This is a genomic window from Lysobacter soli, from assembly GCF_009755585.1.
Lineage (GTDB): Bacteria > Pseudomonadota > Gammaproteobacteria > Xanthomonadales > Xanthomonadaceae > Lysobacter_J > Lysobacter_J soli.
Genome location: NZ_CP046603.1, coordinates 753215 through 766934 on the forward strand (window position 1 = coordinate 753215; position 13720 = coordinate 766934).

The window sequence follows — 13720 nt, forward strand, 5'->3', positions numbered from 1 at the left end:
GTGGTGCCAATCCAAGACCATCGTGACCTTGACGCCTTCTATGCCGCGCCGGATCCCTGGGGTTACGAAAACAACCCGCACGACGACCGTCGTCGACTGGAACTGCTGTCCGCGCTTCCCCGTCGCCCTTACCGCCGGTGTCTCGACATCGGATGCGGGGACGGATTCGTCACTTTCTCGCTGCCCGGCGAGGAGATCATCGGCGTAGACGTTTCGCAAAAGGCCGTTCAGTGGGCGCGCCAGCGGGCCACCACGGCCGCGGACGCCTCCCGCTTCCGGTTCGAGCATGCTTCGCTGTTCGACCTTGAGCCCGAGCGGCTCGGGCGATTTGATCTAGTCGTCATCACTGGCGTGCTCTACGAGCAGTACATCGGCAAGGGACGTTCTGTGGTCAGGTGTCTGATCGACGATCTCCTGGAGGAGGGCGGGATCCTGGCAACGTGCCATATCCGCGACTGGCTTCCTCCCCGGTTCCCGTACGCGTTGCTCGACATGACGCTTTATCCGTACCGGGAATACACACACCAGCTGGAAGTGTATAAAAAATGATCCTGCTGTATCACAAAGTCGATCTGCACACCCCGACGCACTGGTGGATCAGTGCGGACGATTTCGATCGGCAGATGTCCGACCTGCAGGGCTATCGCGTCGTCACGCTCGATGAGTACGACCCGCGTGACCCCGAGCAGGTCGTCATCACTTTCGACGGTGTATACGAGAACGTGTTCCGCTATGCGTTCCCGATCCTCAAAAAGTGGGGCTATCCGTTCGAGTTGTTCGTCGTCGGCGACCATATCGGCGGCGACAACGCATTTGACACGGTCGAACCGCTGACGACGTTCGCCACCCTCGGGCAACTCGAGGAAATGGTTGCCGCCGGTGGCCGTGTGCAATGGCACACCCGGAGCCACCGGAGAATGGTTGATCTGGGCGATGCCGAGCTGGCGCTCGAGCTTGAAGCTCCCGAGGCCGTGGCGGCCCGTTTTCCGGCGCCCAATCTCGGGTGGTTCGCATATCCGCACGGAGACCATCAGGACCCGCGCGTCATCGATGCGGTTGGCGGACGATATCGGGGGGCGTTGTCGTGCGTAGACGGCAACGATCATGACCGTTACCAGCTCAACCGTGTTATCGTCATGGGCGATACACGTTTCGCGCGTTCGCGCGTTGCGGTCATCGTCGCCTGCTACAACTACCGGAACTTCGTGGCCGAAGCCATCGAGTCCGTGCTCGCCCAGACCATCGCGCCAGATGAGATCCTGGTGATCGACGACTGTTCCACCGACGGATCCGAAGACGTGATCGAGCGCTATGCCGATCGCGTGCGGTTTGTCAGGAACGAACAGAACCTCGGAATCATCGAGAACTTCAACAAGGCAGTCTCGCTGACCACCAGCGACTTCGTCATGTTCCTGGGCGCGGACAACCGCATGCGCGCCGACTGTGTCGAGCGTTACAAGGCCGCGCTGGATGGTGCGCCGGAAGCAGGCGTCGCATACAGCGACATGCTCATTTTCGGGCCACGCGCGAAGCTCCTGGCGGACAGCGTCCAGGCGCAGGAAGTGGGTGACAGCCGGCTTGAACGCTGGCCAGTCTACCTCTGGGCCTTTCCAGAGCCGACCGAGGACGTCCTGGCGGGTCACGAAACGAAGAACTTCATCCACGGCTCTTCGATGTACCGGCGTGCTGCATTCAACGCGGTGGGTGGCTATCGGAAGGCGGAAGTTGCCGAAGACCATCACCTTTTCCTACGCATGCTCAAGTCGGGGTGGTCAAGCCGGCATGTTCCGCATGCGCTCATCGAGTATCGGCAGCATTCGCCGTCCCAGGCCAATACGGCATTGAACATGCAACTCGAGCTGGAAGCGCAGCGCGAAGAGCGCAAGCGGGCAGACGAGCTCGTGGAATGGGCCAGGTCGCTCGAGAGGGAACTGGAGCGGTCGCGCGACCATTACCGTCAGGCGGACGAAGAGCGCCGCGGCTTGGCGGAGTGGGCAACAAAGCTGAACGATGAGCTCGCATCGTACCGCTCGCGCGGGACCGATCTGGCGAATGACACCAGGCAGTTGGAAGCTGCGCTGGCCAAGGCCAAGGACCGCTATGCGACGCTCGCCAGCCAGCACGCCGAACTCGCCCAGCGTGCAGCTTCAATGGCGCGCAAGCTGGCGCAGCAGACCACCTCGTTACACAGGGAGGTCTTGGCCGAGCAACGCGAGAGCATGCGTGCCGACAATGCCGAGCGTGCACGCGACCAGCTGGCTGCGACGATCGAGCAGATCGTTCAATCGCGCTCGTGGAAGCTGACCAAGCCGTTGCGTTTCGCCGGTCGGCTCGTCCGCGGCGACTGGCAAGGGGTCGCCGATGCCCTCAGCCGCTCGGGGTTAGCGCGAAGCGCTGCGCTGCAACCATTGCGTGGGCCTGTCCGGCGTTTCCTGCTCAGGCGCGCCCAAGTTCCTTCGCCGATCGACACACTGCTCGCGGAGATTGCGCGCGATCCCGCCGCGGTGCTGGAGACGCTCGCGTTCGAAGATCCGTCGGAACCGCTGGTGTCAATCGTCATCCCGACGTACGGCCAGCTCGAGCATACGCTGGCCTGCCTGAAGTCGATCGTCGCGTACACCGATGTGCTTTACGAGGTCATCGTCGCCGAGGACGCGTCCGGTGACCAGAACATCAACAAGCTCGGCTCCGTCCCCGGCCTGCACTACCACGCATGGCCGGAGAACCTTGGCTTCATCAGGTCGTGCAATCGCGCTGCCGAACTTGCTCGTGGTCGCTACCTTTGCTTCCTCAACAACGACACCGAGGTGACGGCGCGTTGGATGGAAGCCTTGCTGGAGGTCTTCGACCGGTACGCCGACGCCGGCATGGTGGGTGCGAAGCTCGTCTATCCTGATGGGCGCCTGCAGGAGGCAGGTGGCATCGTGTGGAAGGATGCATCGGCGTGGAACTATGGCCGCCTAAAGGATCCGGAAGCGTCGCAGTTCAACTATCTGCGGCGCGCCGACTACTGTTCGGGCGCGTGCCTGCTGCTTCCGACCGCGCTGTTCCGGGAACTGGGTGGGTTCGATCCGCTATATGTCCCGGCGTATTGCGAAGACTCGGACCTGGCGTTCAAGGTCCGGGCAAAGGGGCTTCAAACCTATTACACGCCGTTCGCCAAGGTAGTGCACCACGAGGGCGTTTCGCACGGCACCGATACTGCCAGTGGCATCAAGGCTCACCAGCCGATCAACCAGGGCAAGTTCGCCAAGCGCTGGGAGGCCGAGCTGTCGCGGCACTTCCAGAACGGACAGCAGGTCCTGCGTGCGCGCGACCGCGCGTTTGGTCGACCGATCGTCTTGATCATCGACCACTACGTCCCGCAGCCTGATCGCGATGCGGGCTCGCGCACGATGATCGCCTTCATCGACCGACTTCTCGAAGCGGGCTGTGTCGTCAAGTTTTGGCCCGACAACCTCGGCTTCGATCCGCAATACACGCCGGAGCTGCAGAAGCGGGGCGTTGAAGTGATGTACGGACTCGCCTGGCGTGGCGAGTTCAGGCAGTACCTGCAGGACAACGGAAGCGAACTGCAGGCCGTGCTGCTGTCGCGACCCTCGGTAAGCGAGCGATATATCGATGACGTGCGCGAGCTTACGAATGCGCGCGTCGTGTATTACGGCCACGACCTGCACTTCAAGCGAATCGAAATGGAAAGCAAGGTGCTTGGCTCCGAAGCGGATTCCGCCGCGAACGTCGAGCGCCTTGAGCGTTCGATCTGGATGCAGTCCGACGTGGTGCTGTATCCCTCGCAGGTCGAAGCAGACGCCGTCATGGCGCTTGAGCCGGACGTCGATGCGCGGGCCATCACGCCTTATGCCTTCGATTCGTTCGCGGCGCCGTCGGGCCCGGACGGTCGCGCGGGCATAGTATTCGTCGCCGGTTTTGCGCATTCGCCGAACGTGGATGCCGCGCAGTGGCTGGTTACGGAAATCATGCCGCTCGTCTGGAAGGAGCTGCCTGACGTCTCGCTGGCGCTTATCGGGTCGAATCCCACCAAGGAGGTCCTGGCGTTGGCGCAGGGCCGGGTCGAGGTAACTGGGTACGTCTCCGACGCCGAGCTTTCCCGCCGCTATGCGAGTGCGCGCGTTGCGGTGGTGCCACTGCGCTACGGGGCCGGCATCAAGAGCAAGGTGGTCGAAGCGTTGCAGCAGGGGCTTCCGCTCGTCACCACCACGGTAGGCGCGCAAGGTCTTCCAGGGGTGGAGCGCGTGTCAGCCGTGTCCGACGATGCCGAGCAGATCGCGCGGGAGATCGTTGCCCTCTATCGCGACGATGTGACGTGGCAACGCAGTGCGCTCGACGCAGTGGCGTATGCCGAGCAACATTTCTCGAAGCAGGCCATGGCTACGGCGCTTGCAGCTGCCATCGGCCTGGCAGGAGAGGCGCGATGATCGTCCGTTCGCGAGCGCCACTTCGTCTTGGCCTGGCCGGCGGAGGAACCGATGTGTCGCCGTTCTGCGACCTCCATGGCGGTTACGTCATGAATGTGACGATCGACAAGTACGCCTACGCGACGATCGACGACAACGGATCCGATTCGGTCGAGTTCCATGCGCAGGACGCCGACGTGTCGCAGTGCATGGCTCCGGACGAGGTCGATCTGGCGGCCGGACCGTTGCAGCTGATGAAGGGCGTGTACCGCCGCATCAGCGAGGACTACCTGTCCGGAGCGCGGCCGGCCATCCGTATCCGATCCAGCTCCGACGCGCCGCCGGGCTCGGGCCTGGGCTCATCGTCGACCATGGTGGTCGCGCTGGTCACCGCATTCGCGGAGTATTTCGGCCTGGCGTTGGGCGAGTACGAGATCGCCCACCTCGCGTGCCGCATCGAGCGCGGCGACCTCGCTCTTTCCGGCGGGAAGCAGGACCAGTACGCGGCAGCCTTCGGTGGCTTCAATTTCATGGAGTTCTATGAAGCCGAGCGCGTCGTCGTGAATCCGTTGCGCATCAAGGAATGGATCTGGAGCGAACTGGAGGCGAGCATCGTCCTGTACTTCACGGGCGTATCGCGATCCTCTGCCAAGATCATCGACGAGCAGGCACGCAACGTGCGCCATGGTCAAAGCGACTCGGTCGATGCCATGCACCGCCTGAAATCCGAGGCCGTGCAGATGAAGGAGGCGCTGCTGCGTGGCGATTTCAAGCGCTTGGCTGCGGTCATGCAGGCAGGCTGGGTGGCCAAGAAGCAGATGGCCGCCAGCATCACCAATCCGATGATCGACGAACTCGAGGCGCTCGCATTCGACAATGGCGCAAGGGCCGCCAAGGTCTCCGGCGCCGGCGGCGGCGGATTCATGATGTTCTTGTGCGATCCGGCGGAACGCGTGCGCCTTGTCCGGGCGCTTTCGACCGCAGGGGGATCGGTCTACAACACTCACTTCACATCCCATGGAGCTTCGGCATGGAAGAGCGGATAAACGATTTCGTGCGCGCCGAGTTCGACAAGGCGCTCGACAACTTCCAGCGAATGGCGGCGGATGATGCGTTGCGCGGGCAGATTGCCCAGGCAGTGGCTATCTGCGTGGATGCGCTCCGCGATGGACGAAAGGTGCTCTTCGCGGGCAACGGCGGAAGCGCGGCCGACGCCCAGCACTGGGCGGGCGAGCTCGTCAGCCGCTTCTATTACGACCGCCCGGGCCTGCCCGCGATCGCGCTGACGACCGACACGTCGATCCTGACCGCCATCGGCAACGATTACGGTTACGACTACACCTTTGCGCGCCAGATTGAAGCGCTGGGGCAGGCGGGCGACGTCTTCGTCGCGATCTCCACCTCCGGTCGATCGAAGAACATCCTGCGCGCGTTGGACGCCTGCGAGCAGAAGGGCGTGCGGGTCATCGGCTTCACCGGCGCCGGTGGCGGTGACATGGCCTCGCGTTGCGAGGTCTGCTTCCGCATTCCGTCGGACGAGACACCGCGCATCCAGGAGGGCCACGAGTTCATTGGCCATCTCGTGTGCGCGCTGATCGAGTCCGAGATTTTCCCCAGGTGAGTTCGGAGATCATCCTGCTGGTGGGTGGGATGGGCACGCGGCTTCGGTCCGTGGTTGCCGATGTGCCCAAGCCCCTTGCGCCTATCGACGGACGCCCTTTCCTAGCGTACGTGCTCGATGCGTATGCAGCCACTGGAATGCAGCGCGTGATCCTGGCCACGGGATACGGCGCCGACCAAATCCATTCCGCCATCGGTACTCGATGGGCAGGAATGGAGGTTGCCTACTCTCACGAGGACAGGCCCCTCGGCACGGGCGGGGCCATACGCCAAGCCGCCCAGCTCGTGAAGGACGATGGCGTGCATCTGGCCAACGGCGACACTTTCCTGCGCTACGCTCCTGACGCACTGGAGGCCAATACGAGGGAGCATGGCGCTCGCATGGGCGTGGCGCTGGCGAGCGTCGCGGACGTGGGGCGGTATGGAGCGGTGGACGTCGTGGACGGCCATGTCCGGGCATTCCGGGAAAAGGGCGGATCGGGTTCCGGGTTGATCAACGCAGGCAGCTACTTCATCACCGGCGAAGGCCTAGCGAAGCTGCCGCCCGACTTGAACTACTCGTTCGAGGAGCGTGTGCTCCTGCCTTGGGCGCTTGATGGATACGTGGCCGCGTTCGAGGAGACCCACGACTTCATCGATATCGGCGTGCCCGAAGACTATGCGCGCGCCCCTCACGTAGTGGTGGTCTAAGCGTGGCGCCCCGCTGCGGCCTTTACGAGGACGAAGAAGCGCAGCAGCTGCTGCTTGGAATGTCCAAGCCGCGACGCGCACTGTTCCTCGACAGGGACGGCGTGATCAATGTTGATCATGGTTATGTGCATCGCAGCGAAGACACCCGATGGCTGCCGGGGATCTTCGGCGTCTGTCGAACCGCGATTGAAGCGGGCTGCCTCGTCATCGTGGTGACGAATCAGGCGGGAATCGCGCGGGGGTACTACAGCGAAGCGACATTCCGCGACTACACGCGCTGGATGCACGCGCAGTTCAAGGCGCGCGGGGTGGTGTTGCATGCGACGTACTATTGCCCGCACCATCCCGACGCCCCGGATCCTTCCTGCCGGCAGTGCGGATGCCGGAAGCCGGCACCGGGCATGATTCTCGAAGCGGCACGCCGTTACAACATTGCCCTTGGCGAATCGGCGATGCTTGGCGATAAGCCCTGGGATGTCCAGGCCGGCCAATCGGCGGGGATCGGGCTGAACCTGCGGTTCTCGACCGATGCGAATCCGGCGCCGGGCGTGGTGAGAACGCTGGACGAAGCGGCGTGGATCATTCACCAATACTTCGAATCGTGCGCGGGAGGCGCTGATGCGGAAGCTTAAGAAGATCTTCACGCGCGACATAGGTCAGCCTTGTCCGCTGTGCGGGCAGTCGGCTCGAAAGTATTCGATCATCCAGGATGTGGCGTACTTCGAGTGCAGGACCTGCGACTTCCTGTTCGCCGATCCGGACCTGCTCCGTCGTGTCGACGCCGGCGAGCCACTGCGACGCTACGACAGCGAGTACTGGCGCAACGAGCTTTCTTCCGCACGCGAACGCTCCTTCGGTTCATCGCTGGCGCGTGCGGCGGAGGCAATTCTCTATTGCCGCATCCCTATCAGGCGATTCATCGACGTGGGCACAGGCCCGGGCTATCTGCTTGATGCGTTGTCCACGTACCTTCCGTCCTGTCGTGACCGCTTCTACGGCGTGGAGAAGTTCCCGCCGGCCCAAGACGACTGCACGACGCATGAAAACTACCTGCGCGCGGACCTCCGCGACGTCGGCATGCAGTTTGAATGCGGCGTCTGCGTTGAAGTGATCGAACACCTGACGCCTGCGATGGCGGACCACTTGGCCTCCGCGCTGGCGTCCGCGTCCGTTCCGGGGTCGTTGTTCCTTTTCAACACCGGCTTGACGGAGTACGTCCGCAAGGAAGACCCGGGCTATCTCGATCCATACGGGCGTGGACACATCACGTCATGGTCGACGACGTCGGCACGAAAGATCTTCGAGCCGCATGGTTTCCTCGTACATGCGGTTGCCGGCAAGACCTGGGCATTCGTGGTCGAGCGCCCCCTGCCGGACGAGCCGGCGGTGGACCTGCGCAGCCGCGTCTGGAAAGCGCCTGCCGAGAACCGCCGGCTTCTTACCGATCCCGCCATGGGAGAGGTCATGTATATCCTCGGCAGGGAAAGCGCACACGCCTACTGAGGCGCTTCACTTCCCCAGGACGTGCAGGTCAGCGCGTACAGGTGTTCGCCTTCAAGGTAATCGAGGCGAGTTCGTTGCCGTCGCGCTTGTCGACCAGGCTTACCTTACTGCCGTCCTTGAGCCATACGCCGGTGCGGCCTTCGAATACCGCGCCGGATCCCGACCAGAGTTTGCGGATGCCATCGGATTCGAGCCATATCTCGCTGCTTTCGGTGCCGGTGCTCGTCGCATCCGAGCGGACATCCGCTGCGACGAACCCTTCGGGATGAGCGCACAGGTCGATGATCGCGGGCGCCACCGTCAGCATCCCGTTGTCGGAGGTCACGTCGAGATCGCCTTCGACTGGCACGCCCGGTTCCAGACGCGGCGGAGCGTCGCGACTGCACGCGGCTGGCAGGACCATCAGGAGAACGAGCGCGGCGGATCGGAACATCATGGCAGGCTGGTCCGGATATGTGTCAGAGCGGCGCGCGAACGCCAGCGGGGCGGAATCGGCTCCACGAGGCTCGCGCCTGGCGGAGCGCCAAAGCGAGAAAAGCGACAAGCCACGCGGTGTAGGCGATTGCCGATAGCCAGACCAGGAACGTGAGGATCCGGTTGGGGTACTCGGCGATGATCGCCGCGGGGGCGTCCAGCGTGACCTTTACGCGCCCGTAGTCGTCGGCGACGTAGTCGAGCTTGCCGCCCTCGCGCGTCGCGATGCGATAACCCGGATGCCACATCAACGGGAGGCTCGTCTCGCCGGCAGCCGTGGCGACCGGGAACTCCCACGTACGTTGGACGATGCCCTGGTCGATCACGATGTCGGGGGAATTCCAGGCAAACGCGGGGCCCGAGCCCGTCGCACTTCTTGGCTGCTTGACCCAGTACACGTCACCGCCCCATTCCGAGTGGAAGCCGTGCACGAGCTGCGGCGAAGCGGCGAGCACGCGGTGCCAGTCGTCGAGTCCGCGCTCGGCCCAGAACAGGGTTGCGCCGTACTGCCGGATGAAGGTCGTGACGAGTTCTTCCGACGGGGGCAATGCCGCGTAATCGGTGACGTACTTGTTGCCGCCGCTGTCGCCCGGCATCTGGATCAGGTCCACGTTCAGCGGAAGCAGCGCATTGGCACGCCATCCGCCGACGACAAACGCGCGTTGCACTACGTCCGAAGGATGGCTGGCCAGCGTGCGCTCGACATAGGCAGCCACTTGCTGCGCGGGCACATCGTTCATGCCTTCCGGCGTCAATCGCGCACCCAGTGTGGGGCGTACGAGGTCGACCGCGACCAGCGTGGAAAACCCGAGGAAGACGACGAGTGCGGGGGCAAGGTGGCGGACGGCGCGCGGCGCGAACCGGCCCGCGAGCAGCGAAACCGCCAGCACGGCGGCCGCTGCGAGGCTGATCTGTGCGGCGTTGCGGGTGCCGTCCTGGATCGCCGCGGCGAAGCCGTTGAGCGATCCGCTGAACCCCCAGCCGTATCCCGCCTGCGCGATGGCCCGGATGCACAGGTACATGACCACCGCGAGGAAGGTCGCCTGCACGCCAAGGAACAGACGCCAGCCGCGGCCCAGGGAAAGCTGGCGGATGCCCTCTGCCACGCCGAAGCCGACGAGCAGGTAGAACATGTGCAGGCCGAAGAAGCTGTGGCCTATCCCGACGAGGAACGGGAACACGTAGGTGATCGCGCGGTGCAGGATGTTGCCCGGTCCGAACGTGTACGAGAGCAGGACCACGGGCAGGATCGACAGCCATGCGACGTCTTTCCATCGGCGGTCGCTGACTTTCAGCCCCAGCACCGTCGCGTAGAGGGCCACGCTCAGCGTGCCGATGAACGTGTACGAGAGCGTGCTGTCGGTGCCGAACGAGAACAGCGTCGACGGGCCGCTCATTTCCCCGGCGAACTCAGGCAGCGCGAATGCGAGGCCGAATACGCGCGGATCCGAGAAGTACGGGGCGAGCGTCTCGTAGGTATGGGGCTGCGTCTTGTTTGTGACGCTCAGGTCATAGGTGACCATCAGCATCGGAACCGAACACACCGCAATGAAGATCGCCAGGCCGGCGAAGTACAGCACTGCCTTGCGAACGCTGCCGAAGCCGTACCGGGAGTGGGCGACCCACAGGTGGTACAGCGTCCATACGAACATGGGAGGCATGTAGATGATGGCCTCGTGGTGCACCCGAACCAGCGAGGTCAGGGCGAGCCCGCATCCCAGCAGCACCAGCAGGTTGCCCGAGCGCGTGCGTGTTGCCATGCCCAGTGCCAGTTCCCGGATGGCCCACAGGCTGAGCACGAGGTAGACCAGCGCTTCATACGAGTAGACATGCTGGGTAACCGAGAAATGGATGCCGGCGAGCGCGTACACCAGTCCGCCGATCGCACCGTAGCGCACGGGAACGCCGAACGAACGGAACAACAGAGCAACCGCCGGAACCAGCAGCGCCCCATGAAGCGCCTGGACCATCGCGTGCGCGCTGCCGGTATTGGGCTGAACCAGTGCGGCGAACTGACGAACGAACCCGGTGAAGAAATAGGACGGCCAGACTTCGAACGGCACGCCGACTTGGAAGAAGCTGAGGAAGCCCTCTCCGCTGCGCAATGCTCCGAGCCGGGATACGTTCCAGAACGGGAAGGTGGTCGTACCGTCGTACGGAAACGTCGCTTGCCCGCGCCACACCCAGCGGAACGGAATCTGCGAGAGGACACAGAGGAATGCGACCCAAGCCAAGGTCGTGCCGCTGCTCAACATCCTCCTGACGGCGGGGGAGGCGCTCTGGCGCGGCAAGCGTGAGGTCGGATTCGTGGCCATGGGTTCCGGATGGGTCATGTGCGTCGCGAGGCCTGCGCAGGCCTCAGGGTTATGGGAACGAGTCGTGTGCATTTCGGTCATCTCGGCGAGCCACCCCGCAAGTGCGACCGCAATGCTCAGTGCGAGCAGGCCGAGAGACAGGCCGATCGCCTTCTCGCCCAGGACCGAGTACTGCGCGAGGACGGCCACCAGGGTTCCTTCTCGTACGCCGAGCCCACCCAGTGTGATGGGCAGCAGCAATGCGATCGCGGTGATGCCCGAAATCCACATCCAGTGGGACCAATCGAGATCGATCTCCATGCAGGATGCCAGGATTGCGTATATCGCAACGCCGATAAGCTGGAAGACGATGCCGAGCACGAGACTCGTCAGCAGCGCGCGCATGTCTCGTGTCGCTTCCGCCCACGCTCCGACCAACGTGGCCACTTTCGCCAGGGCGGCGCGCGCCCAGGGCATCCGCTCTCCCACCATGCCGAGCGTCGCGAGGAGCGCGCGCCTGGTGATGTCCATGCGAAGCGCCAGGATCGACAGGATAAGTCCCAGGGTAAGCAGAAGGACCGGCCACAGCAGCTTGCTCGTGAAGGAGTCCGCATGCAGCGCGATTCCAGCTGTCGAGACGAGCAGAAGCGCTACGAGGCCCGCGATGCGATCGGCCAGCACCGACGCCGCGATGAACGCGCCGTTGCTGGCCCCGCGCGAGATCCTCCATGCCTTCACCGCGTCACCGGTGATCTGGCCCGGAAGCACCAATGAGTAGAACTGTCCGATCAGCGTGAATTTGAAAAGGCGCCAGTAGCCGACGTCGGGTGCCAGGACCTTCCAGCGAAGGCCTGCGACGAACATGGACAAGCCCGTCAACGCTAGTGCCGCCGCAAACGCGCCGGGCGTGTACTGCCGCAAGGCCCGGAGAATGGCTGTCGCGTCGATATGCCAAAGGAGCGCCAGGACCAGTGCAAGGCCGACGGAGAGCTTGAGGAGAACTTTGCACTCACGTGCTGTGAACATAGGCAGCAGGCTCAGGACCGATCCATGATCTGGCCCAGTCGACGTACCGCGAGATCGGCCTTGTGGGCGAGGCGCGCCGCCGTTCCGAAGCGCTGCAAGGCGCTGAGGTAGAGCGAATAGTCGCGGGCCTGCGACGAGGACGCGCCCTGGTGGACGTTGTAGAACACGTGCGCATGGTGGTCGAACGTGATTCGGGAGCGTTCGCGTAGCGTCAGGAGGTGCACGACATCCGATCCAGGATAGGCGGGATCGGGAAACGGGTGTGCAAGCAGCGCATCGCGGCGATAGATAACGCCCGAACGCGTCGCAAACGAACCAAGCAGCGGCCACCACTCCGGCGGGTGCTTTGGAACTAGTGCGCCGAGCACTGCATTACCGGCTCGCAACGCCAGTGAGTTCGACTGCACGGATGTCACTACCGCTGACACGTCGTCCGACAGGTGTCTGAGGACGCGCGCGTAGAAGTCAAATTCGACCGGGTGGTCGTCCGCATCGAGGATATGGACCCAACGTTCCTGTGCCGTCGCAGCAAGGCGGTTGTACCCGCAGGCGATTCCTTGGTTGGTCTCGTTGCGCAGAACGCTGACTGGAAGCGGAGCGTTGGCGGCGAACGCCGTCGCGAGCTCATGCGACGCATCCGGCGAAGCGTCGTCGAGCAGGACGATTTCGGCCGGTAACGGATCGAGGTTCCGGAGCGTTTCGAACAAGCCTGGAAGGAAGGCTTCCGACTTGTACATCGGAATCCCGAGCGAGACCGGGATCATTTACGTGCCAAAGCGCGCAGGGTAGTGGATCGCCCGAAGAGGACATCGGCCAGGATCTGGAGCGGGAAGAGGGACAGGCCCAGCACTCCCAAGTTGTCGATATCGCGCGACAACGCGTTGCCCATCGAGCGGCCGATCAGCGGCGTGTGGCCCTTCCTGACCTCTATCGCCGTAAGGCCCGAGCCTTCGATGGCCTGCTTCACGCTGGCGGTGTCGAAATGCATGAGATGGCGCGGGACGTAGTAAGCGAAGAAGTTGCGACCGAATACCCGGGCCCAGACGCTGCGTCGGTTGGGTACCTCGATGTGCAACATTCCCTGCGGCTTGAGCGCCTGGAAGAGCTCGGTCAGTAGCCGCGTCGGTTCGGGATGGTGTTCCAGCACGTGTCGCAGGAACACGACGTCATAACGTCCGCCGCCTTCCCGCCACTGCCAGTAGCTCCGGTACGAAGCCCTGCCGTTCGTTTCACCCACCAGTGCCGGGGCCTTGTCGTGGAAATCGACCGACGTGACGACCGGTTGTCCGGGACTCATGGCCGCATGGAACGAGAGCGAGCCGTCACCGCAACCGAAGTCCAAGACTTCCAGGGGCTTTCCCGAGGACTCGGGCAGCCGCTTGCGCAGGTAGCTGCGTATGGAGATGTCACGCAGGCGCTGCGCGATGCCCTTGCTACCCGTCGCGAAATCCGGAGTGTCGCGCCCCGAATACAGCAAAGGCAGGGATGCTTCGGACGGACGAGGATTGGTAAAGGCCAGGCTGCAGGCCGGACATTCCTGGATCGGATAGTCCCCGGTCCCCGACTCGAAGTCGCGGGTGACCAGCAGTTCGCGAAGCCCCGTTGCATTGCCGCACATGGGGCAGTGGTCGAGAACTTCGATTTCCAGTTGGATGCTCATTTGCAAGACGGGGCCGCTGCGAGTTGATGCGGAAACAA

Annotated in this window: 11 protein-coding genes; 7 read left to right on the forward strand and 4 right to left on the reverse strand. The window is 63.6% G+C overall.

What is annotated here, in order from left to right; all coding sequences use genetic code 11:
* The first annotated feature begins 3 nt into the window (after positions 1–3).
* The 7 genes from GOY17_RS03440 to GOY17_RS03470 are packed head-to-tail and all read left to right on the forward strand — an operon-like array spanning position 4 to position 8228.
* The gene (locus GOY17_RS03440) at positions 4–549 is read left to right on the forward strand and encodes a class I SAM-dependent methyltransferase (protein ID WP_198173807.1); all 546 of its coding nucleotides are present in this window, start codon (positions 4–6) and stop codon (positions 547–549) included.
* Positions 546–4436, forward strand: a complete 3891-nt coding sequence (locus tag GOY17_RS03445; protein ID WP_157029340.1) for a glycosyltransferase — start codon at positions 546–548, stop codon at positions 4434–4436. Before GOY17_RS03440 ends, GOY17_RS03445 begins: the two co-directional genes overlap by 4 nt.
* Complete coding sequence (locus GOY17_RS03450) at positions 4433–5461, forward strand: GHMP family kinase ATP-binding protein (RefSeq protein WP_157029341.1); 1029 nt, start codon at positions 4433–4435, stop codon at positions 5459–5461. Before GOY17_RS03445 ends, GOY17_RS03450 begins: the two co-directional genes overlap by 4 nt.
* Before the next feature lie 8 nt (positions 5462–5469).
* Positions 5470–6036, forward strand: a complete 567-nt coding sequence (locus GOY17_RS03455) for a D-sedoheptulose-7-phosphate isomerase (RefSeq protein WP_269750040.1) — start codon at positions 5470–5472, stop codon at positions 6034–6036.
* Positions 6033–6725 carry a sugar phosphate nucleotidyltransferase gene (locus tag GOY17_RS03460; RefSeq protein ID WP_157029342.1) on the forward strand — a complete coding sequence of 231 codons (693 nt, stop codon included), beginning with the start codon at positions 6033–6035 and terminating at the stop codon, positions 6723–6725. The genes GOY17_RS03455 and GOY17_RS03460 overlap by 4 nt, the downstream gene beginning before the upstream one ends.
* 2 nt (positions 6726–6727) lie before the next feature.
* Positions 6728–7357: a D-glycero-alpha-D-manno-heptose-1,7-bisphosphate 7-phosphatase gene (locus tag GOY17_RS03465; protein ID WP_198173808.1), complete on the forward strand. Its 630-nt coding sequence runs from the start codon at positions 6728–6730 to the stop codon at positions 7355–7357.
* Positions 7344–8228 (forward strand): methyltransferase domain-containing protein, encoded by an 885-nt coding sequence (locus GOY17_RS03470; RefSeq protein ID WP_157029343.1) that lies wholly within the window; start codon positions 7344–7346, stop codon positions 8226–8228. The genes GOY17_RS03465 and GOY17_RS03470 overlap by 14 nt, the downstream gene beginning before the upstream one ends.
* A 28-nt stretch (positions 8229–8256) precedes the next feature.
* Here GOY17_RS03470 and GOY17_RS03475 read toward each other — a convergent pair whose 3' ends face one another.
* Genes GOY17_RS03475 through GOY17_RS03490 form a run of 4 tightly spaced genes read right to left on the reverse strand, consistent with a single transcriptional unit; the run spans position 8257 to position 13682 of the window.
* Positions 8257–8661: a hypothetical protein gene (locus tag GOY17_RS03475; protein ID WP_157029344.1), complete on the reverse strand. Its 405-nt coding sequence runs from the start codon at positions 8659–8661 to the stop codon at positions 8257–8259.
* A 25-nt stretch (positions 8662–8686) separates the two neighbouring features.
* The gene (locus GOY17_RS03480; protein ID WP_157029345.1) at positions 8687–12022 is read right to left on the reverse strand and encodes a lysylphosphatidylglycerol synthase transmembrane domain-containing protein; all 3336 of its coding nucleotides are present in this window, start codon (positions 12020–12022) and stop codon (positions 8687–8689) included.
* A gap of 11 nt (positions 12023–12033) precedes the next feature.
* Positions 12034–12786 carry a glycosyltransferase family 2 protein gene (locus GOY17_RS03485; RefSeq protein ID WP_157029346.1) on the reverse strand — a complete coding sequence of 251 codons (753 nt, stop codon included), beginning with the start codon at positions 12784–12786 and terminating at the stop codon, positions 12034–12036.
* Positions 12783–13682 carry a class I SAM-dependent methyltransferase gene (locus GOY17_RS03490; protein ID WP_157029347.1) on the reverse strand — a complete coding sequence of 300 codons (900 nt, stop codon included), beginning with the start codon at positions 13680–13682 and terminating at the stop codon, positions 12783–12785. Before GOY17_RS03490 ends, GOY17_RS03485 begins: the two co-directional genes overlap by 4 nt.
* Between the last annotated feature and the right edge of the window lie 38 nt (positions 13683–13720).